Here is a 21,760-nt window from a genome sequence, read left to right as displayed (position 1 = left end):
GCACTCCTGTCGATGACCGGGCCGGGTTTCAGGCCCCCTGCGGCGCTTCGCCGCCGCCGAAACGCTTGCCCGCGCGCGGAACGGCGGATCCGTGGCTCGGCTGCACGGCCACCGGGCCACTCGGCGTGTCGGGACGGTCGATCTTGCCGTTTTCGAGCAGCGTCTTGATCTCCTCGCCCGTCAGCGTCTCGTATTCGAGCATGGCCTGCGCCAGCAGGTGCAACTGGTCCTCGTGCTCGGTCAGCACCTCGGTCGCGCGGCGGTGCGAGCTTTCGACCAGATCCTTGATCTCGGCGTCGATGAGCTTGTTCGTCTCCGCGCCCGCCATCGTGCGCTGGGTCTGCCCCATGCCGAGATAGCCTTCCTGACTCTGCTCGTACATCAGCGGGCCGAGCTTGTCGGACATGCCCCACTTGGTGACCATGTTCTTGGCCAGATCGGTGGCGTACTGGATGTCGGAAGAAGCGCCGGACGAAACCTTGTCATGTCCGAAGATGATCTCCTCCGCCACGCGCCCGCCCATGCTGACGGCAAGGTTGGCGTGCATCTTGTCGCGGTGATAGGAGTAGTTGTCGCGTTCGGGCAGGCGCATGACCATGCCCAGCGCGCGGCCGCGCGGGATGATCGTCGCCTTGTGAATGGGATCCGACGCGGGCTCGTGGACGGCGACGATGGCGTGGCCGGCCTCGTGATAGGCGGTCATCTTCTTCTCGTCGTCGGTCATCACCATGGATTTCCTCTCGGAACCCATCATGACCTTGTCCTTCGCGTCCTCGAATTCCTGCATGGCGACCAGGCGCTTGTTGCGGCGGGCGGCGAGCAGCGCCGCCTCGTTCACCAGATTGGCGAGGTCCGCGCCGGAGAAGCCCGGCGTGCCGCGCGCGATGGTGCGGGCGTTCACGTCCGGCGCCAGCGGCACCTTCTTCATGTGGACGGCAAGGATCTTCTCGCGCCCGTCGATATCGGGGATCGGGACGACGACCTGGCGGTCGAAGCGACCCGGACGCAGCAGCGCGGGATCGAGCACGTCGGGGCGGTTGGTGGCGGCGATGATAATGATGCCTTCGTTCGCCTCGAAACCGTCCATTTCGACGAGCAGCTGGTTCAGCGTCTGCTCGCGCTCGTCGTTGGAATTGCCGATGCCGTTGCCACGGTGCCGGCCGACCGCGTCGATCTCGTCGATGAAGACGATGCACGGAGCATTCTTCTTCGCCTGTTCGAACATGTCGCGCACACGGCTGGCGCCCACGCCCACGAACATTTCCACGAAGTCGGAGCCGGAAATGGTGAAGAACGGCACGCGCGCCTCACCCGCGATGGCACGGGCGAGCAGGGTCTTGCCGGTACCGGGCGAACCGACCAGCAACGCGCCCTTGGGAATCTGGCCGCCGAGCTTGGAGAAACGCGAGGGATCCTTGAGGAACTCGACGATCTCCTGCAATTCCTCGCGCGCCTCGTCGATGCCGGCGACATCGTCGAATGTGACGCGGCCCTGCTTTTCCGTCAGCAGCTTGGCCTTGGACTTGCCGAAGCCCATCGCGCCCGAGCCACCGCCCTTCTGAACCTGGCGCAGCGCGAAGAAGGCGATGCCGAGAATCAGCAGGAACGGCAACGTGTTGACGAGAATCGCCGCCCACAGATTGCCCTGATCGGCGGGCTTGCCCGAATATTCGACATTGGCCTGGTCGAGCATGTCGGTCAGCCCCGGATCGCTGCCGACGGGCACGGTCGAGAAGGTGCCGTTGTTCTTCAGCGTGCCGGTGATGAGATCGGGCGCGATCGTGACTTCCTGCACGCTGCCCTCGGCCACGCGGTCGCGGAAGTCGGAATAGCTGATCTGCGTTCCGGCCGTTTCCCGCGATCCGCCGAACATCGAGACGACCAGCAGCAGGGCGAGGAATATCCCGCCCCATACCACCAGGCTCTTCATCCAGGGGTTGGGCGTGTTGTCGGGTTCCTGATTGTCGCTCATCTGAGGCACGATCCTTTCACCCGACAATGTAGGCGCGCGCGGGTGAATGGCAAGATAACGCGGGCGACGTGCTTCGGCGTTTCGGACGGCTGGACGGGTCCGGGTGATCCGGTTGACGAAGTTGACACGACCTCACGTCAGATTGCCAGATATTATTGTGATATTTCAGTATCGTGCGCCCTGAATCCAAAGTTGACAGATTGCCCGACCGATTTTCGGAAGATGTCGAGTGGCGGCGGGGGAGGCAGGGCGGGGGCACGGACTGCATCCCTGCATCCTCACGCTGCCGTAGGAAAGGCCCGGGGCGGACCGAACCGCAAGCCACGTCAAGGACGCCAATCCAATTGACAAGTTAGCTTGACAACATCGCCTCGCATGTCTAGCGTCCTTTACATCAAAGCAAGGGAGCTTGACATGACCACAATCCGCAAGGCCCTCCCCTGGGCCGCCGCCATGATCCTGCTGGCACTGGGCGTCCGCGCGGGAATCGTTGACCGCGACGCGGCGCGGACGATGTTCGTCATCCTGCCCGCACTGGCATGGATTTCGATTTCGGGCCGCTCGTGTCGCCCGTCGTTCAGGCGCGCGGGAGAATGACCGTGGCCAGAACAGACAACCGCCCCGCCATCTGGGCGGCGACCGCCCTCGCCGCGATCGCGACCGTATCGGGTCTGAAGCTGAGCGGCGCGATCGATTCCACCAGCGGCTTCATCCTGCTGGCCCTGGCCTTCGTGCCGGCCGGATTGTTCGTACGCGCGATGGACAAGGCGAAGCGCTCGGCCAACCTGGCCGTGCTGCGCTACAATCGCCGGATGATGATCGCCGGGCTCGGCTACGTGCTCGGCCTGGGCGCGGCGATCTCTATCTTCGACCGGTACAACGTGGGTGAAGCGGCAACGATGGTGCTGGCCCTGCTGCCGGTCGTGCCGATCCTGGCGATGATCTGGGCGATGGCGCGCTATCTCATCGAGGAGCGGGACGAATATCTGCGCTACCGTTCCGCGGTGTCCTCGCTGGTGGGACTGGCGCTCCTGCTGGGGGTCGCCTGCTTCTGGGGTTTTCTCGAAACCTTCGAACTCGTGCCCCATGCGCCGGGCTGGTACGCTTTTCCGCTCTGGGCGATCGGGATGGGACTGGCGCAAGGTTGGCAAGCCCTCGCCAACCGCGCGGGGGCGGACGAATGAACAACCGCCTGCGCGTCCTGCGCGCCGAACGCAGATGGAGCCAGCAGGAACTGGCCGACCGGCTGCAGGTCTCCCGCCAGAGCGTGAACGCCATCGAAACCGGCAAGTACGATCCGTCGCTGCCCCTCGCCTTCAGCATCGCAGACCTGTTCGGCCTGGCGATAGAGGACATATTCCTGCGCGAGTGAGGCGCAGGTCGCTGCGGCAAGTCGCCGGTTCGACGAACCGGTCGCGCGGAGGGCACGGTTAACCTTCATGACGTCGCCGGCGGGAACGTATTGTTCGCACGTGCGATTGAACGGGTAAGCCGTGCGGCGATGCGGCGAAATTATGGAAATGTGTAATTTCATTGCTTTCTCATGCCGAATAACCGGTGACCGCATCAAATATCTTGCACTGCACAACAGAACGTGATGCAGTGCAGCATTAACATACCCGCGAGCTGAGGGGATCGCGGACGACAGGACTGGACGAGACCCCTTGAGCAAATCCGTTTCGCAACCCCGACCCGCTCCCGCCAGCCGCGATGCCGGTGCGGCGAAGCCGGTCTTCCCGTTCGGCAAGACCGCCGCCCGCCCCGCTCGTTCCGATACCCGTCCGTTCGCGCCCGCGCCCGTCGCCCGCCCCCGTCCGCGACGTATCGCCCTGATTGGCACCTTCGCCCCGCGCAAGTGCGGCATTGCCACGTTCAGCGCCGATATCGTCGAACAGCTCGCCCGCTTTCAAAGCCATGTTGAGGTGGACGTGTACGCGCTCGACAATCCCGACCAGCCGATCCGCTACGAAGGCGTGGCGGGGGTAATCGACGAACGCGACCGCGAAAGCTTTTTCGAAACGGCGCGCATCATCAACGAAAGCGGCGTCGATGCGGTCTGGTTGCAGCACGAATACGGGATTTTCGGCGGCGATGACGGCCAGTTCGTCTGCGACCTCGTGGATCGGCTGGCGGCCCCGCTGATCCTCACCCCGCATACCGTGCTGGGGGAACCGAGCGAGCGGCAGGAAGCGATCCTCTCCCATCTGGTGAACCGCGCCAGTTCCATCATGGTGATGAGCTTCCACGCGCGCGATCTGCTCGCCACGCGCTACGGCGCCCCGCACGAGATCCTGACCGTGATCGAGCACGGCGCGCCCGATCGCCCGTTCGGCAGGCAGGCCGAATTCAAGGAACGGCTCGGCCTGACGGGACGCGACGTGCTGACGACGTTCGGCCTGCTCGGCCCCGGCAAGGGGCTGGAATACGTGATCGAGGCGCTGCCCGCCATCGTCGAACGGCACCCCGCCGTGCTCTACCGCATCGTCGGCGCGACGCATCCCAACCTGGTGGCCGAACAGGGTGAAACCTACCGCGAAGGGCTGAAGGCGCGCGCCGCGGAGCTTGGCGTCGCCGACCATATCGAGTGGGTCGATCGCTTCGTCGATACCGAGGAACTGCTCGATCAGCTGGAGGCGTGTGACATCTATCTGACGCCCTACCCCAATCTTCAGCAATCGACCTCGGGTACGCTCAGCTACGCGGTCGCGCTGGGCAAGGCGGTGCTGGCGACGCCGTATCTCCACGCGCGCGAATTGCTGCGGGACGGAGCCGGTTGCCTGATCGAACCCGAATCCGCGCAATCGATCGCACGGGAGGTGAACCGCCTGCTCGACGACCGTGATGCGCTCGATGCCTTGCAGCGACGCGCCTATGCGAAGGGGCGCGAGACGATCTGGCCGCGCTTCGCCGAGGGCGCGGCGCAACTGGTGGAGGGCGCCGTCGCCCCCGCCCCGCGGCGCGCGCCCGTCACCGCGACGCCGGGCCTCACCGGCGTATTCGCGATGAGCGATGCGACCGGCATGTTCCAGCACGCCATTGGCATCGTGCCCGACCGGCGGCACGGCTACTGCCTCGACGACAACGCAAGGGCGCTGATGCTGATGAACGTGGCGGAGGGTCTCAAACCCACCGAACGCGCCAGGTGGACCATGCGCTATGCCAGCTTCGTCCAGCACGCCTGGAACGAGGACGCGCGCGTTTTCCGCAATTTCATGAATTTCGACCGAACCTGGTGCGAGGAGGAAGGATCGGAAGATTCCAACGGCCGGGGCCTCTGGGCCCTCGGCGCCACGCTGGAAAACGCCCCCGACGCCGACATTCGCAGCTGGGCGCAGATGTGGTTCGACCGCACCCTGCCATCGCTCGAGGAGGCCGGCAGCCCGCGGGCGATGGCCTTCACCATGCTCGGCTGCGCGGCGCGGCTGCGCGTCGATCCCGATCATGGCGCCTCGCGCGCGGTGCTGGAGCGCGGTGGCACCTTCCTCGCGCATCTGCTGGATGCGTCGCGCCGGCCCGACTGGGCGTGGTTCGAGGCGGTTCTGGGATATGACAATCCGCGGCTGTCGCAGGCCCTGATCGAGGCCGGAATGGCGCTGGGCCGCCCGGATTTTACCGCCGCCGGACTGGAAACGCTCGACTGGATCGCGCGCCAGCAGACCTCTGCCGAGGGGCACTTCCGCCCCATCGGGTCCGACAGTTTCGGCCATCCCCGCACGCACCTTCCGTTCGATCAGCAGCCGCTGGAGGCGCAGGCCGCCATCGAGGCCGCACGCGCCGCCTTCGCCGCCACCGGCGAGCCGCGCTGGATCGATCATGCGCGCATCGCCTGGAACTGGTTTCACGGTGCCAACGATCGCGGGGTGGTGCTGGCAGACCTCGCCAGCGGGCGTTGCCGCGACGGAATCAATCCGCGCGGCGCCAACGCGAACTGTGGAGCGGAAAGTATCCTGGCCTTCCAACTGTCGCATTATTCCATGATAGCGCTCGAGATGGCCTCTCGCGGCGAATCGGGGAATGCGGACGTTGGCGCGCGAAACGAACGGACCGAAAACACCCTTGCAGCTTCTTGACCAGCGGCTGCACGCCGATCCCTCGCGGGTCGTGCTGCGGCCGTTTCACCTGGGCTGGCAGTCGCGCCGTTCGAAGAGCGGGCGCGCCATGCGGCTGGTCGAGGACGTCGCCTCGCTGAGCGAAACGCGCGCGGCGACCGAATACCGGCGCGTGCGTCGCGATTTCGATGAACGGCACTGGCAGACCGAACAGATGTTCGAGGATCGCTTCGCCGAGGTGGAGACCCATCTGGGGCTCGAGAAGGGTCGGTTCTCGCGGGAACGGCAGCGCCTGATCGGCGCGTATTTCTGCCACGAATACACCTATGCCGCGGCGGCCCTGATGAACCCGTCCATCGTTCCCCATCCCGACCAGAGCGGAATGAAGGGCGATGCGGTGCGCTTCGTCATGTCGCTGCGTGCCGTGGGCGAAGGACACATATCGTCGATCGCCTTTCGCGAAGGGATCGCCACCCCCGACGGCGGTTTCGAACTGTGGCCGCAGAGCGCCTTCGCGACCTCGGTCGAACTTGACGACGAGACGCTGACCGACAGCGATGCCTCCGTCACCGTTCACCGGCACAAGGAAAGCTCACTCGGCAACACGGTGATCTTCCCCATCACCGAACAGCAGGCCGGCGGGCTGGAAGACTTGCGGATGGTCCGGTTCGACCACGGGTTCGGGGACTACGAATGGATCGGCACCTACACCGCCTATTCGGGCAAATCGATCCGCTCCGAACTGCTGCGCACGCGCGATTTCGCCAATTTCGACCTGCAACCGATCGAGGGGCGCGCCGGGCGCAACAAGGGCATGGCGCTCTTTCCGGAGAAGATCGGCGGAAAATACGCCATGATCGGGCGGCAGGACGGCAAGAACCTCTATCTGCTCAAATCGGACCGGCTCGATTGCTGGAATACCGAGGGCAAGCTGCTGATGGAGCCGGAGTATCCCTGGGAATTCGTGCAGATCGGCAATTGCGGCAGCCCGATCAGGACGGACGAGGGCTGGCTGTTCTTCACGCACGGCGTGGGCGCGATGCGCAAGTATTCGCTGGGTTGCGCGCTGCTCGACCTCGACGACCCGACGAAGATGATCGGCCGCGTGAAGGAGCCGGTGCTGACCGCGGAAAACGCCGATCGCAGCGGCTACGTGCCCAACGTCGTCTATACCTGCGGCGTGCTCAGGGTCGGGGAACGATTGCTGGTGCCCTATGGTATATCGGATAGCGCGGTCGGCTTCGCCACGGTCGAGATCGCCGAGCTGCTCGATCTGATGCGATAGGACGTCCCGCCATGCTGCTGCCCGTAAAGACCGTCGAGAAGGTTTGGGGGCGCGAGGATCTGCCGCCCCCGTTCGAAGCGCCCGAGGGCAAGCGTATCGGCGAAATCTGGTTCGAGCCGCCCGACCGGCTGCCGCAGCTGCTGGTCAAATACCTGTTCACCAGCGACAAGCTTTCGGTCCAGTGCCATCCGTCGGACGAACAGACGCTGGCGCAGGGACTTGGCCAGCAGGGCAAGGAGGAATGCTGGCTGGTTGTCGATGCGGAGCCGGGCGCGGTGCTGGGCATCGGCTTCGACACGACGCTCGATGAAGACGAGATGCGCGCCGCGGCGAAGGACGGCAGTATCGAGGAATTGCTGACCTGGCACGAGGTGCAGCCGGGCGACTTCTACTACATCCCCGCCAACACCGTTCACGCCATCGGCGCGGGGTGTTCGATCATCGAAATCCAGCAGAATTCGGACATCACCTACCGCCTCTACGATTACGGTCGCCCCCGCGAACTGCATCTGGAGGAAGGAATGAAGGTCGCCAGGGGCGAACCCTACGACATGGGCCTTCACCAGATGCTGCCGCCGTCGGGCGATGTCACGCTGGTCGACGGACCGCATTTCCGGCTGGACCGGGTCGACGGGGTGGCGGACGAAGGCCTGCTGTATGCCTATGCCGGCCCGCTTCTGGTGATCCCGCTGTCGGGGCAGGTCAACGTGACCGGCGGCGACGTGGTCAGTCCCGGCCAGTGCGCGCTCGCCCCCGACCTCGCCAGCGTCACCTTTGCGCCTGACGGCAGGTGCCTGATCGCCGCACCGCCGGGGTGAACGGCGCGGCCGGCGATCCGCCGTCTAACGCCCCGTCCATTGCGGATCGCGCTTCTCGATGAAGGCCTTCATCCCCTCGGCCTTGTCGCTGGTGGCGGCGATGGCCTGGAACAGGCGGCGTTCGAAACGGATGCCCTGATCGAGCGTCGTCTCGAAGGCGGCATCGACCGCTTCCTTGTTGGCGATGGCCGCGAGCGGAGCCATCCTCGCGATCGCCTCGGCAGCCGACATGGCTTCGTCCATCAGCCGGTCGTGTTCGACCACGCGGGCGACGAGGCCGCTGCTCTCCGCTTCGGCCGCGTCCATCATCCGGCCGGTCAGGCACAGATCCATCGCCTTGGCCTTGCCCACGGCGCGTGCCAGGCGCTGCGATCCGCCCATGCCGGGCAGCACCCCCAGCTTGATCTCGGGCTGACCGAACTTCGCGCGGTCCGATGCGATGATGAAGTCCGCCATCATCGCGACTTCGCAGCCGCCGCCGAGCGCGAAGCCGTTGACCGCGGCGATCCACGGCTTGCGCGTGGCGCGGGTGAAGTGTTCGGTCCACCCGGCGAAGAAGTCCTCGGCATAGAAATCGGCGGCCGGCTTGTCTGCCATCTCCTTGATGTCGGCGCCCGCGGCGAAAGCCTTGTCGCCCGCGCCCGTCAGCACCGCGCAGCGCTGCCCCTCGTCGCCGTCGAAGTCGCGGAACGCCTCGATCAGATCGGCGAGAACCGTGGTGTTGAGCGCGTTCAGCGCATCGGGACGATTGATCGTCACCAGCGTGACGGCGCCCTGCTTGCGGGTGGTGATGGTTTCGTAATCGGCCATGATGTCCTCCTGTCAAACGACGCCGAATGCCAGCATGGCGTCCGCCACCTTGCGGAAGCCCGCGATATTCGCGCCTTTCACGTAATCGACCCCGCCCTCGCCATCCGCGCCGTGTTCGACGCAGCGTTCGTGGATGTCGCGCATGAGATCGGCGAGCATGCGGTCGAGCTTGTCGTTTTCCCAACTGATGCGCTCTGCGTTCTGGCTCATCTCCAGACCGGAAACGGCGACGCCGCCGGCATTGGCGGCCTTGCCCGGCGCGTAGAGAATGCCCGCCTCGCGGAACGCCCTCGAGGCCTGCGCGGTGGCGGGCATGTTCGCGCCCTCGACCACCGCCAATATCCCGTTGCCGAGCAGTGCCCGCGCGGCATCGCCGTCGATCTCGTTCTGGGTCGCGCAGGGCATGGCTATGTCGGCGTCGACGCGCCACGGCGTATCGCATTCTTGGAAGCTGGCCCCCCGGTATTCGTCGGCATATTCGCCGATGCGGCCGCGCCGTTCCAGCTTCAGGTCGCGTATCCAGTCGAGCTTGTCGGCGTCTATGCCGTCGGGATCGTGAATGAAGCCGTCACTGTCGGATAGCGTGAGCACCGTGCCGCCTTTCGCGATGACCTTGGCCGCAGCGTGGAGCGCGACATTGCCCGAGCCGGAAATGAGCACCGTCTTGCCCTCCAGCGTGTCGTCCCGGTGGTGGAGCATGTTGCAGGCGAATTCGACCGCACCGTATCCGGTCGCCTCGGGTCGCATCTTCGACCCGCCATATTCGATCGCCTTGCCCGTCATCACGCCTTCCCAGCGGCCGGTGATGCGCTTGTACTGGCCGAAAAGGTAACCGATCTCGCGTGAGCCCACGCCCATGTCACCCGCCGGAACATCCATGTTCGGGCCGATATGGCGGTACAGCTCTGTCATGAAAGACTGGCAGAAACGCATGATTTCTTCGTCGCTCTTGTCCTTCGGGTTGAAGTTCGATCCCCCCTTGCCACCGCCCAGCGGCAGGCCGGTGAGCGAGTTCTTGAAGGTCTGCTCGAACGCCAGGAACTTGAGGACGCTCTCGGTCACGCTTTCGTCGAAGCGCAGCCCGCCCTTGTAGGGGCCGATGGCGTTGTTGTTCTGCACGCGCCAGCCGCGCTCCACCCGGACGCGGCCCTCATCGTCCTGCCAGCAGACGCGGAAGGAGACGATGCGGTCGGGTTCGGCCAGCCGCCGCATGATCTGCGCGTCGTGGTATTCGCCGCGTTCGGCTAACCACGGGAAGATGTCGGCGGATACCTCGCGCACCGCCTGGACGAATTCGCCCTGACCCGGGTTGCGCTTCTCTACGCCGGAGATGAAGGTATCGAGGTCGACCTGCTGGTCGGCTTTGCTGGCCAAGGGTTCGCGTCCTCAGTCGTATTCGGTGATGATGGCGGAAAAGTCGCGGCTGCCGTGGCCCGCGGCATCGAAGGCCTCGTACAGCTCCTTGGCGCGGCCGCCGATGCGTGGATTGACGTGCGCGCCCGCCGCGGCATCCATGGCCAGCCGAAGATCCTTCAGCATCAGCGCTGTTGCGAAGCCCCCTTGGTAATCGTTATCCGCCGGCGATTTCGGGCCGACGCCGGGGACCGGGCAGTAGCTCGTCATCGACCAGCACTGGCCCGAGGATACGCTGGAGATATCGTAGAAGGTCTGCGGATCGAGGCCCAGTTTCTCGGCCAGCTTGAACGCCTCCGCAGTGCCTATCATCTGCACGGCGAGAAGCATGTTGTTGCAGATCTTGGCGGCCTGTCCGTTGCCGGCATCACCGGCGTGGATCACCGCCTTGCCCATGTCTTCCAGTACCGGTCTGGCGCGCTCGAAGGCGGCGGTGCTGCCGCCGGCCATGAAGGTGAGCGTCCCGCCCTCCGCCGCGGCGATGCCGCCCGAAACCGGCGCGTCGACCATGTCATAGCCGGCCTGCTCTGCCGCCGCGATCACGTCGCGCGCGGTGGCCACGTCGATGGTCGAGCAATCCATGAGGACCGCGCCCTCGGACGCATGGCCGATGACGCTGTCGGTATAGACCTGGCTCACGATGTCGCCATTGGGCAGCATGGAGACGACCGCCTCCACCCCCTCGCACGCGCTGGCGGCATCCGCGAAGGTTTCGCAGCCCTTGGCGCGCGCGGTGGCAAGCGCGTCTTCCGCCAGGTCGAACGCGCGCACCTGGTGCCCCGCTTTTGCCAGGTTCGCGGCCATGCCGCCGCCCATGTTGCCAAGGCCGATGAATGCGATTTTCATGTGCCCGCCCCCCTCAAAGCGTCGGAATCATGAAGGCGCTCTTGTCGTCGCCGTCGGCGGTGCCGTCGGGCCAGCGCTGGGTCACGGTCTTGACCCTGGTCCAGAACTTCAGCCCCTCTGTGCCGTACTGGTTGGTGTCGCCGAAGGCGCTGCGCTTCCAGCCGCCGAAGGTGTGATAGCTGACCGGAACCGGGATCGGCACGTTGATGCCGACCATGCCCACGTTCACCCGCTGCGCGAATTCACGCGCGGCATGGCCGTTGCGGGTGAAGATGGCGACGCCGTTGCCGTACTGGTGTTCGCTCGGCAGGCGCACCGCCTCCTCGAAATCGGCGGCGCGCACGATCTGGAGGACCGGTCCGAAGATCTCTTCCTTGTAGCTGTCCATGTCGGGCGTCACGCGGTCGATCAGGGTCGGGCCGACGAAGAAGCCGTCCTCGTGCCCCTGCAGCGAGAAGCCGCGGCCGTCCACCACGATCTCGGCGCCTTCCTTTTCGGCGGTGTCGATCCACTGCTCGATGCGGCTCTTGTGCTCGGGGGTGACCACCGGGCCGTAATGCGCGTCCTTGTCGGTCGAGACGCCCACCCGCAGACCGTTGATCGCGGGGATCAGCTTGTCGCGCAGCCGCTCTGCCGTATCCTCGCCCACCGGCACCACCACCGGCAGCGCCATGCACCGCTCGCCCGCCGAGCCGAAGGCCGCGCCTGCGAGGTCGTTCACCACCATGTCGAGATCGGCGTCGGGCATCACGATGCCGTGGTTCTTGGCCCCGCCCATCGCCTGCACCCGCTTGCCCGCGGCGACGCCGCGCTTGTAGACATAGTGCGCGATGTCGGACGAACCGACGAAGCTGACCCCGGCGATATCGGGATGATCGAGGATTGCATCGACCATCTCCTTGTCCCCGTGGACGCATTGCAGCAGCCCCTCCGGCGCGCCGGCTTCCAGGAACAGTTCGGTGAGGCGCACCGGCACCGACGGATCGCGTTCCGACGGTTTCAGGATGAAGGCGTTGCCCGCCGCGATCGCCATGCCGAACATCCACATCGGGATCATCGCGGGGAAGTTGAACGGGGTGATGCCCGCCCCGATGCCGAGCGGCTGGCGCATCGAATAGACGTCGATGCCCGTGCCCGCCCCGGCGGTATATTCGCCCTTGCCGACCTGCGGGATTCCGCACGCATATTCGATCACTTCCAGCCCGCGCTGCACGTCGCCTTTGGCGTCGTCGATCACCTTGCCGTGTTCGGAGCTGAGCAGTTCGGCGAGTTCCTGCATGTTGGCTTCGAGCAGTTCCTTGTAGCGGAACATGACCCGCGCGCGCTTTTGCGGATTGGTCGCCGCCCATTCCGGCTGGACCGCCTTCGCCGCCTCTACCGCCCTGTCGAGCAGCGCCGCATCGCCCAGCGCGACCTCGGCCTGCACCTCGCCCGTCGAGGGGTTCCATACCTTGTGCGTACGGGCGGACTGGCTGCCGGTCCCGCCGGCGATGACGTGGTCGATGGTTCGCATGATGCGATGTGCTCCTGCTGGTTACTCTCTCGCGGCCCGTGCCCATCAGCGCGGCGGCCGGGCATGAGGCGTCTCTCTCGGCTATCCAACGGGCCGGAGGCGGGTTCGGTCCCGCCCGGTCCGGACTGTCTTGCGCTCAGAGCGTTTCGCGCCGTTCCCACCAGTACGGCGCGCGCTCGCCATCCCCCGTCACCACCTCGTTCATGGTCGCCGAATCGTAGGCGCGGCCGCCGACCATCACCGTCTCCACCCGTTCGGTGTTGCGGATGTTGTCGAGCGGATCGCCATCGATGATGACGAGATCGGCGAGCTTGCCGACCTCGAGGCTGCCGATCTCGCGATCCATGCCGAGCGAGCGGGCGGGCACGATGGTCGCGGCCTGCAACGCCTCCATCGGGGTCATCCCGCCGCGCACGAACGACCAGATCTCCCAGTGGGCGGCGATGCCCGGCTGCTGGCCGTGCGCGCCGATGGAAACGAGCACGCCGCGATCCGCCAGCTTCTTCGCTTCGCGTGCGACGTCGTCGTCGATGAAGTCGCCTTCGGGCGCGGTGGTGCGCCGGGCCGTTTCCGCGCGCAGGGTCGCCGGCGGCATGTGCGCCCGCAGCAGCGGCTGTTCGAACACGTCGGTCGCCTGCCGCCAGTACGGATCGCCCGCCAGCCCGCCATAGCCGACCACGAGGGTAGGCGTGTTGTTGGTGTTGGACTGGCCGAAGAATTGCAGCACGTCCTCGTACATGGTCATGACGGGCACGTTGTGTTCGAGCGTGGAATTGCCATCCGCAATCAGGTTCATGTCCATGCCGAACAGCGATCCGCCCTCTGCCACCACCAGCATGTTCTCGCGCCGGGCGGCCTCCACCACCATCTGCCGCTGGTCGCGGCGCGGCTGGTTGTAGTTCTTGACGCTGGGTGCCCCTTCGGCGCGCAGACGGCGGACGTGATCGAGCGCGTCCTCGATCGTGTCGATCTGCGCATAGGCGTAGGGGTTGCGCGCGCCGTAGATGATGCGGCCCGTGCTGAACATGCGCGGGGCGACGATCATGCCGGTGCGCTGCATGTCCTCGGCGACGAAAAACGAGGTGTCGCTGCTGGGATCGTGGATCGTCGTGGTGCCGAGCGCCAGCGCGACCGTCAGGTTCCAGTTCTGCTGCGGCACGAGCTCGTCGTCCGAGTAGGAGCCGTGGGCATGGGCGTCGACCAGGCCGGGGATGATCGTGCGACCCGCCGCGTCGATGGTCGGCGTCCCGGCGGGTACGGCAACGGAGGCGGCGGGGCCGATGGCGGCGATGACGTCGCCATTCACCAGGATCGTGCCGTTCTCTATGATCCCGCCATCCTCGCTCGCCATGGTGATGATCCGCGCGCCGGTGATCGCCACGCGCCCCTCGTGCCGGTCGGCGGGGACGCGGCGGAGCATGGAAACGCCCGTTTCGGGCTGCACGTAGGCCGTCCGCTCCTCGCCTTCCGCCGGCGGCGCGTCGGCAAACAGGTCGGACAGCGCGGCGGTGTAGAGCGTCGGCCCGAGCGACCAGTGCAGCCGGTCGCCATCATTGGACCAGTGGACGTAGTCGGCCCCGCTGTCCGAAACCTCCACCACCGGGAGGTTCTTCGCATCGGCCGACAGCGTCACGGCCTGTCCACCGGGCATGAGCGGCATGACGAAGGCGTCGTAATTCTCGGTAAAGGCGACGAACCGGCCCGATGGCGAGACGTGATAGCTGGTGACGAGATCGCCTTTCGCGTGCGTGCGCGGATCGTTGCCGTTCAGCGTGGTGGAAACGAGCGTCTGCGCGCCCTCTTCGCTGCCGGTCATGAAGATGCGATCGTTGGATGCGCCGAAATGCGGGCGCGCCATGTCGCGACTGACCAGCACCGGATCGCCGCCCGACGCGGCTACCCGGTAGACGCCGGGATCCTCGCTGTAGGATTCCGCGGTCAGATATCCGCCGGTCGATTTCTCGAACACGATGGTCTGGCCGTCGGGGCTGAAATGCGGACGGGCGTAATGGCCGGGCATGGTCGTGACCGTGCGGGCGTTGCGGCCGCTGGCATCGAGGGTACGGATTTCGCCCAGGCCGGAATCGGTCCAGCGGACGTAGACGATCCGTCGTCCGTCGCGCGACCAGCTCGGATAGAGTTCGCGCACGTCCTCGTCGTTCGTCAGCGGACGGATCGTGCCGCCCGACGCGGGCATGGTGTAGAGCTTGCCGAGGCTTTCGAACACCACCGTCCGTCCGTCGGGGGAAACTTCGGCAAAGCGCGCCATGGTGACATCGACGGTGTCGGTCGCGACCGGGATGACCGGGTGCGGCGCGGGCAGGATCCCGCGCGTGTCGTCCACCGCGAACGGGATGACCTGCATGTTCGAACCGTCCGCGTCGATCCGGCGGATCTTGCCGCCGGCCCAGAACACGATCGAACGGCTGTCGGGCGTCCAGTCCATGTTGGGATAGACGCCGGTGACGGCCCATGTCTCCTGCACGTCCTTGTCGAGATCGGCGTAGATCATGCGTGTCACGCCGGTGGCGATGTCCTTTACATGCAGCTGCGACTGCGTGTTCTCGCGCCGGACGAAGGCGATCATCGTACCGTCGGGCGATGGCGTCGGGCGCACTGCACCGCCCAGGCCCGATACCGCCGTGGTCGTCTCCCCTGTTTCGAAATCGTAGCGCTCGATATGGAACAGATCCGTGTTCGAATCCTGCGCGTATTCGAAGATCGGGCCGGGCGTGATGTTGCGGGTGTAGTAGATCGAACCGCCATCGGCCGAGTAGATCGGTTCGCCCAGTTCCTTCTGGTGCTGCTCGTTCGGGCGTTCGACGAGCGCCACGCCGCTGCCGCCCGATACGTGATAGAGCCACACTTCGCCCGTGCCCAGCGAACGTCCGGTGGTAAAATGCTTCTTGGCCGCGATGAACTGTCCGTCCGGCGACCAGGTGGGCTGGTTCAGGAGGCGGAAATCCTCCTGCGTAAGCTGGCGCATGTCGGACCCGTCGGCGTTCATGATCCAGATATTGTCACCGCCGCCCCTGTCGGAGGTGAAGGCGATGCGCCGCCCGTCCGGGCTGAAACGCGGCTGTACTTCCCAGGCAAGGCCCTGGGCGATGCGCGTCGGCGTGCCGCCCGTGATCGGCATGGTGTAGATATCGCCCAGCAAGGAGAAGGCGATGGTGCCACCGTCGGGCGATACGTCGAGATCCATCCAGGTTCCCTCGTCCACCCGGATGGGGATCTGCGTGATCGGCACGCCGGGCGGGTTGTTGACGTCCCAGTCGGGTTCGCCCTCCTGCGCGCTGACGCCGGCACCGGTCGCATCGTCCTCCACCGACTGGCCGGGGGCGGGATCGGGCGGCGGCAGGTCGGGCCGCAGGTTCTGGTCCTCGGTCGCTTCGGTTTCCTCCACCGGATCGGGCGCGCTGCCCGGTTCGGGCTGCGGCTGCTGGGCGGCGGCGGCCACGGAAAACAGGCCGGCGGAAAGGAGGAACGCGACTTTGCGGATCATGCGGTAAGCCTTCGTCAGAAACGGAAAACCGTTACCCTTGTAACGATGGCGCGCCGGCACGCAACGGCGGGCTCATTCGGAAGCGAAGGCGAAGGGCACGCCGGTGTCGCGGAACCGGTGCGGGGCGATCTCGCGCCCGATCGGCGGGGCCGAGCGGGCCAGGCAGCGCGGGCGCTGGCACAGCCGGCAGGTCACTCCGATAGGCGTTGGCTCCGCGTTGCCCGGCGCGTCGGCGTAGATGGTGCGATCGGCGTGTTTCGCCGCGCAGGTGAGCGCCACCGCGCGGGTGACGCGCGGGGCGCCGTATCCGCCGTGGCCCGCCGAAACGGTCCGCGCAATCGACAGGTAGCGCTCCCCGTCGGGCAGCGCGATTACCTGGGCGTCGACGCGGCGGGGCCGGTCGAAGACATGGTGGATGTTCCATAGCGGACAGGCCCCGCCCGAGCGGGCGAACGGGAAGCCGGCCCCGTCGAGCCGCTTCGACACGTTGCCCGCGCGGTCCACCCGCAGAAAGAAAAAGGGAATGCCCTTCGCGCCGGGACGTTGCAGCGTGGTGAGCCGGTGGGCGGCCTGTTCGAAGCTGACCTCGAAGCGGGCCGCGATCAGCTCGACATCGTAGCGCAACCCCTCGGCCGCCTTGAGCACGGCGGCGTAGGGCATCAGCACGGCGGCCGCCCAGTAGGATTGCAGCGCTCGTCGCGCCAGCACCCGGGCATCCTCGCTCGTCAGCGCGGCGTCTGCCACCAGCGCATCGATCGCCTCGCCCTGCTCCAGGATGGCCAGTTGCAACGCGACCTGGAAGCGCCGCCCGGCGTTTGGCAGACCCTCGTTGATGAGGATCCGGCGGCGATGGTAATCGTGGAAGCGCACCGCCCCTGCCATCAGCCCGTCATCCTCGAACCGGACGGCGAGACCGTGCCGCTCCTGTATCCGGTCGCGCATCCCGGCAAGGTCGGGCATGTCGCGCGCAGCCCGCGCGGCGCTGTCGTCGAGGTCTGGGAAGCAGTTGCGATGCGCCGCCAGGAAACCGCGCACCTGTGCCACCGGATCGGGCTGGCTGGCGGGGCTCTCTCCCTCCCCGCCGGCGCGCAGGTCGGCGAGCGCGACGTGCTCCTGCCGGTAGGCCGCGAACAGCCGCAACAGCGCTTCGGCGAAGGTGGGATAGCTGGTGGCGATGTCGCCCACGTCCAGGCCGGGCAGATCGATGTCGGCGAACAGCGGATCGCGCAGCGCGGCGGCGAGGTTCTCGGCGGTCTGCTCGCTTTCCCCCTGCGCCAGGTCGGCGATATCGACATGATAGGTGGTCGCCAGCTTCAGCAGCATGTCGGCGGTGACGGGCCGCTGGTTGCGCTCCATCAACGCGATGTAGCTGGCCGAGATTTCCAGATCTTCCGCCATATTGGCCTGGGTCAGGCCCAGTTCGCGCCGCACCCGCTTGAGACGCGGCCCCATATACAACGCCTTGCGTGCCATCGCGGGCGAGCATGTGACACGCCTTACATCCTTACAAGCGATTTCTGTAATGTTTGACAACTTCACACCGCTGGCGGTTCGCACGCACCGGCAGGCCGCCGATAGCTGGCCCATCGCAAACGAATCGACGGGATCGTCTTTACCCATGACCTATTTCGAGGAAATCCACCGCCAGAGCGCAATCCGCCAGAAGGCCGGCGAAGGCTGGAGCGACATCGACCCGGAATTCGCCGCGCGCCTGCGTGTGCAGAACCGCTTTGCCACGGGGCTCGACATCGCCCGCCATACGGCCAGGATCATGCGCGCCGACATGGCCGCCTACGACGCCGATCCCGCCGCCTACACGCAGTCGCTGGGCTGCTGGCACGGCTTCATCGGCCAGCAGAAGATGATCTCCATCAAGAAGCATTTCGGCACCACCAGGGGCCGCTATCTCTATCTGTCGGGCTGGATGGTCGCCGCGCTGCGCAGCGAGTTCGGTCCCCTGCCCGACCAGTCCATGCACGAGAAGACGTCCGTGCCCGCCCTGATCGCGGAGCTTTACACCTTCCTGCGGCAGGCCGACGCGCGCGAGCTGGGTATGCTGTTCCGGTATCTCGACGCGGCGCGCGAGGCGGGGGACGAAGCCGCCGCCGCCAGGGCCCAGCAAGCCATCGATTCGCACGAAACGCATGTCGTCCCGATCATCGCCGATATCGACGCCGGGTTCGGCAACGCGGAAGCGACCTATCTGCTGGCGCGGAAGATGATCGAGGCGGGCGCCTGCGCCCTGCAGATCGAGAACCAGGTCAGCGACGAGAAGCAGTGCGGCCACCAGGATGGCAAGGTCACGGTGCCGCACGAGGACTTCCTCCAGAAGATCCGTGCCTGCCGCTACGCTTTCCTGGAACTGGGGGTGCCGGACGGCGTCATCGTCGCGCGCACCGACAGCCTCGGCGCGGGCCTGACCAAGCAGATCGCCTACAGCCGCGAGCCGGGCGATCTGGGGGACAGGTACAACAGCTTCCTCGATTGCGAGGAAATCGCACCCGGCCAGATCGGCAACGGCCAGGTCCTTATCAGTCGCGGCGGCAAGCTGTTGGAACCCAAACGCCTGCCGTCCAACCTCTACCGGTTCCGCCCCGGGACCGGGGAGGACCGCGTCGTGCTCGATTGCATCACCAGCCTTCAGAACGGCGCCGACCTCCTGTGGATCGAGACCGAGAAGCCGCATGTCGAGCAGATCGCCGGCATGGTCGAGCGCATCCGCGCCGAAGTGCCAGGCGCCAAGCTCGTCTACAACAATTCGCCCAGTTTCAACTGGACGCTGAACTTCCGCCAGCAGGTCTACGACGCCTGGGCGGCAGAGGGCCGCGACATGTCGGATTACGATCGCGAGAGGCTGATGAGCGAGCATTACGACGCCAGCGAGCTAGGCCGCGAGGCGGACGAGCGTATCCGCACCTTCCAGGCCGACGCGGCGAAGCGGGCGGGCATCTTCCACCACCTCATCACCCTGCCGACCTATCACACGGCGGCGCTGAGCACGGACAATCTGGCAAAACGCTATTTCGGCGAGGACGGTATGCTGGGCTACGTCAGGCAGGTGCAGCGGGAGGAAATCCGGCAGGGCATCGCCTGCGTGAAACATCAGAACATGGCCGGCTCCGACATCGGCGACGACCACAAGGAGGCGTTTGCCGGAGAAGCGGCGCTGAAGGCGGGCGGGGCGCACAACACCATGAACCAGTTTGCCGCCTGACGAACCATACCGGCACCCATACAATCTGAAAGGAACCGACAATGAGCCAGCCTGTGATCTCCCGTCCGATCTTCTCGACGGACGACTTCCGCCTGATCCGCCGCGCCGTGGTGCATTACATCCGTACCGCCGAAGTGGACGAGGACATGCCCAAGTTCGACAATCTGCATCACCGCCTGGGACGCGGTCCGGCGCGATGAGCGAGGCGGGCGTTCTCGACAGGGCGGAGCGATCTGTCCGGCCATCCGAAGGAGAGCGGGTGGACCGGGCGGGGCTGGCGGTAGACCGGCGTCTGGCAGGGTTCGTCGAAACCGAAGTGCTGCCGCCCGCCGGGATCGAGGCGGACAATTTCTGGCGCGACACAGCCGCGCTGCTCGCCCGGTTCACGCCTGCAAACCGCGAGCTCCTGACCGAGCGTGAACGCCTGCAGGGCGCGATAGACGGCTGGCACTGGGACAATCCGGACGCCCGTTCTGCCGCGCCCGAAGCGTTCCTGCGCGAGATCGGCTATCTGTGCGACGAACCGGCTCCCTTCACGATTCGCACCACCGGCTGCGATGCGGAAATCGCCGAGCTGCACGGGCCGCAGCTCGTGGTTCCGGTGCTCAACGCCCGCTTCCTGCTGAACGCGGCCAACGCGCGCTGGGGCAGCCTCTACGATGCGCTCTACGGCACTGACGCGCTGGGCGACCCGCCGCCCGCCGGCGGCTACGACGCCGAGCGCGGCGCGCGCGTCGTTGCCTGGGCCAAGGCCTTTCTCGACGACGCGGTGCCGCTCGCCGGTCAGGGCTGGGCGGACTGGCAGGGCGGCAAGCCCCGGCTTGCCGAACCTTCGCAGCTCGTCGCCTGCACCGGCAAGGCCATCGTGCTGAAGAACAACGGCCTGCATATCGAACTGGTCATCGATGCCGATCACCCCATCGGCGGGACCGACCCGGCGAACATCGCCGACATCCGCCTCGAGAGCGCGCTGACCACTATCGTGGATCTGGAGGACTCCGTCGCCGCTGTCGATGCGGAAGACAAGGTCGCCGCCTATCGCAACTGGCTCGGCCTGATGCGCGGCGATCTGTCGGCGCGGTTCGAGAAGGGCGGGGAGACGCTCACCCGCGAACTTGCGGGGGATCGCAGCTACGCGCTGCCCGGCGGCGACAGGCTGACCCTGCCGGGGCGCAGCCTGTTGATGGTGCGCAATGTCGGCCACCTGATGACCAACCCCGCCATTCTGCTGCCCGATGGCAGCGAGGTGTTCGAGGGTTTGCTGGACGCCATTCTCACCAGCGCGATTGCCCTGCACGACGTGCAGGCCCGGGGCCGCTATCGCAACAGCCGGTCGGGTGCGATCTACATCGTCAAGCCGAAGATGCACGGCCCCGCCGAATGCGCTTTCGCCAACGATGTGTTCGATGCGGTCGAGGACATGCTCGGCCTGGCCCGCAATACCACCCGGATCGGCATCATGGACGAGGAGCGGCGCACCAGCGCTAACCTGGCCGCGTGCATCCATGCGGTGCGCGAACGGGTATTCTTCATCAACACCGGCTTTCTCGATCGCACGGGCGACGAGATCCACACCTCGATGCTGGCCGGTCCCATGCTGCGAAAGGCGGCGATCAAGCAGGCCGGGTGGCTGGCCGCCTACGAGGATCGCAACGTCCAGATCGGCCTTGCCTGCGGCTTTTCGGGGCGCGCGCAGATCGGCAAGGGCATGTGGGCCGCGCCCGACCGGATGGCGGCGATGCTGGCGGAAAAAACCGCTCATCCGCAAAGCGGGGCGAGCACGGCCTGGGTGCCCTCCCCCACCGCGGCGACGCTGCACGCGACGCATTACCACCGTATCGACGTCGCGCGGCGGCAGGCGGCCCGCGCTGGCGAACCGGTCGCGCCGCTGACGGACCTGCTGACCGCGCCGCTGGCCCGCGATACCGGGTGGAGCGAGGCGGAGATTGCCGAGGAACTCGACAACAACATCCAGGGCATCCTCGGCTACGTCGTGCGGTGGGTGGGGCAGGGCGTGGGATGTTCCAAGGTGCCCGACATCCACGAGGTCGGGCTGATGGAAGACCGGGCGACCTTGCGCATATCCAGCCAGCACATCGCCAACTGGCTGCATCACGGCATCGTCAGCGGGGAACAGGTGGACGCGGCGCTTGCGCGCATGGCGACACTGGTCGACCGGCAGAACGCGGGCGATCCCGCCTATCGGCCGATGACCGGCGACGAGGACGCTCTGGAACTGGCGGCCGCGCGCGCGCTGATCGTGGAAGGGCGGGCGCAGCCGAGCGGCTATACCGAGCCGCTGCTGCACGCCTTTCGCCGCCGCGCGAAGGGGTGA

At 66.4% G+C, this 21,760-nt stretch carries 16 protein-coding genes; 9 read left to right on the top strand and 7 right to left on the bottom strand.

From position 1 onward, the window contains the following. Positions 1–28: 28 nt before the first annotated feature. On the bottom strand, positions 29–1,972 hold the full coding sequence (ftsH, locus tag EG799_RS09365; protein ID WP_123880578.1) for an ATP-dependent zinc metalloprotease FtsH: 1,944 nt from the start codon (positions 1,970–1,972) through the stop codon (positions 29–31). Positions 1,973–2,386: 414 nt separating this feature from the next. Here ftsH and EG799_RS09360 point away from each other — a divergent pair, with 414 nt between their 5' ends. The 6 genes from EG799_RS09360 (at position 2,387) to EG799_RS09335 (ending at position 8,124) form a co-directional block, all read left to right on the top strand. After that, positions 2,387–2,569 carry a hypothetical protein gene (locus tag EG799_RS09360; protein WP_123880576.1) on the top strand — a complete coding sequence of 61 codons (183 nt, stop codon included), beginning with the start codon at positions 2,387–2,389 and terminating at the stop codon, positions 2,567–2,569. A gap of 2 nt (positions 2,570–2,571) precedes the next feature. Further along, a complete protein-coding gene (locus tag EG799_RS09355) occupies positions 2,572–3,156 on the top strand; it encodes a hypothetical protein (protein WP_123880574.1) in 585 nt (194 codons plus the stop codon). Beyond that, on the top strand, positions 3,153–3,344 hold the full coding sequence (locus EG799_RS09350; protein ID WP_123880572.1) for a helix-turn-helix transcriptional regulator: 192 nt from the start codon (positions 3,153–3,155) through the stop codon (positions 3,342–3,344). Before EG799_RS09355 ends, EG799_RS09350 begins: the two co-directional genes overlap by 4 nt. A gap of 451 nt (positions 3,345–3,795) precedes the next feature. After that, the gene (locus tag EG799_RS09345) at positions 3,796–6,042 is read left to right on the top strand and encodes a glycosyltransferase family 4 protein (protein WP_123883004.1); all 2,247 of its coding nucleotides are present in this window, start codon (positions 3,796–3,798) and stop codon (positions 6,040–6,042) included. Further along, positions 6,029–7,306, top strand: coding sequence for a glycoside hydrolase family 130 protein (locus EG799_RS09340; RefSeq protein WP_234029098.1), 1,278 nt, complete (start codon positions 6,029–6,031; stop codon positions 7,304–7,306). Before EG799_RS09345 ends, EG799_RS09340 begins: the two co-directional genes overlap by 14 nt. A gap of 11 nt (positions 7,307–7,317) precedes the next feature. Next, the gene (locus tag EG799_RS09335; RefSeq protein ID WP_123880568.1) at positions 7,318–8,124 is read left to right on the top strand and encodes a class I mannose-6-phosphate isomerase; all 807 of its coding nucleotides are present in this window, start codon (positions 7,318–7,320) and stop codon (positions 8,122–8,124) included. Positions 8,125–8,148: 24 nt separating this feature from the next. Here EG799_RS09335 and EG799_RS09330 read toward each other — a convergent pair whose 3' ends face one another. From EG799_RS09330 to EG799_RS09305, 6 genes are all read right to left on the bottom strand, one after another. Continuing rightward, positions 8,149–8,934, bottom strand: a complete 786-nt coding sequence (locus EG799_RS09330; RefSeq protein ID WP_123880566.1) for an enoyl-CoA hydratase-related protein — start codon at positions 8,932–8,934, stop codon at positions 8,149–8,151. A 12-nt stretch (positions 8,935–8,946) separates the two neighbouring features. Continuing rightward, positions 8,947–10,308: an NADP-specific glutamate dehydrogenase gene (gene gdhA, locus EG799_RS09325; protein ID WP_123880564.1), complete on the bottom strand. Its 1,362-nt coding sequence runs from the start codon at positions 10,306–10,308 to the stop codon at positions 8,947–8,949. A gap of 12 nt (positions 10,309–10,320) precedes the next feature. Next, positions 10,321–11,193 carry a 3-hydroxyisobutyrate dehydrogenase gene (mmsB, locus tag EG799_RS09320; RefSeq protein ID WP_123880562.1) on the bottom strand — a complete coding sequence of 291 codons (873 nt, stop codon included), beginning with the start codon at positions 11,191–11,193 and terminating at the stop codon, positions 10,321–10,323. Between the two features lie 13 nt (positions 11,194–11,206). Continuing rightward, positions 11,207–12,706 (bottom strand): CoA-acylating methylmalonate-semialdehyde dehydrogenase, encoded by a 1,500-nt coding sequence (locus tag EG799_RS09315; RefSeq protein WP_123880560.1) that lies wholly within the window; start codon positions 12,704–12,706, stop codon positions 11,207–11,209. Positions 12,707–12,842: 136 nt separating this feature from the next. Then, positions 12,843–16,211 (bottom strand): amidohydrolase family protein, encoded by a 3,369-nt coding sequence (locus EG799_RS09310; protein WP_123880558.1) that lies wholly within the window; start codon positions 16,209–16,211, stop codon positions 12,843–12,845. Positions 16,212–16,283: 72 nt separating this feature from the next. Beyond that, the gene (locus EG799_RS09305) at positions 16,284–17,684 is read right to left on the bottom strand and encodes a helix-turn-helix domain-containing protein (protein WP_123880556.1); all 1,401 of its coding nucleotides are present in this window, start codon (positions 17,682–17,684) and stop codon (positions 16,284–16,286) included. A gap of 145 nt (positions 17,685–17,829) precedes the next feature. Between EG799_RS09305 and EG799_RS09300 the strand changes: the two genes are divergently transcribed. The 3 genes from EG799_RS09300 to EG799_RS09295 are packed head-to-tail and all read left to right on the top strand — an operon-like array spanning position 17,830 to position 21,760. Beyond that, positions 17,830–19,425: an isocitrate lyase gene (locus EG799_RS09300; protein ID WP_123883002.1), complete on the top strand. Its 1,596-nt coding sequence runs from the start codon at positions 17,830–17,832 to the stop codon at positions 19,423–19,425. Between the two features lie 41 nt (positions 19,426–19,466). After that, entirely contained in the window at positions 19,467–19,625 is a 159-nt protein-coding gene (locus EG799_RS14085; protein WP_181950891.1) for a hypothetical protein, read from the top strand. Next, entirely contained in the window at positions 19,622–21,760 is a 2,139-nt protein-coding gene (locus tag EG799_RS09295) for a malate synthase G (RefSeq protein ID WP_123880554.1), read from the top strand. Before EG799_RS14085 ends, EG799_RS09295 begins: the two co-directional genes overlap by 4 nt.

Source organism: Aurantiacibacter spongiae, assembly GCF_003815535.1.
Taxonomy (GTDB): domain Bacteria; phylum Pseudomonadota; class Alphaproteobacteria; order Sphingomonadales; family Sphingomonadaceae; genus Alteraurantiacibacter; species Alteraurantiacibacter spongiae.
This window is presented reverse-complemented; position numbering and strand designations above follow the sequence as displayed.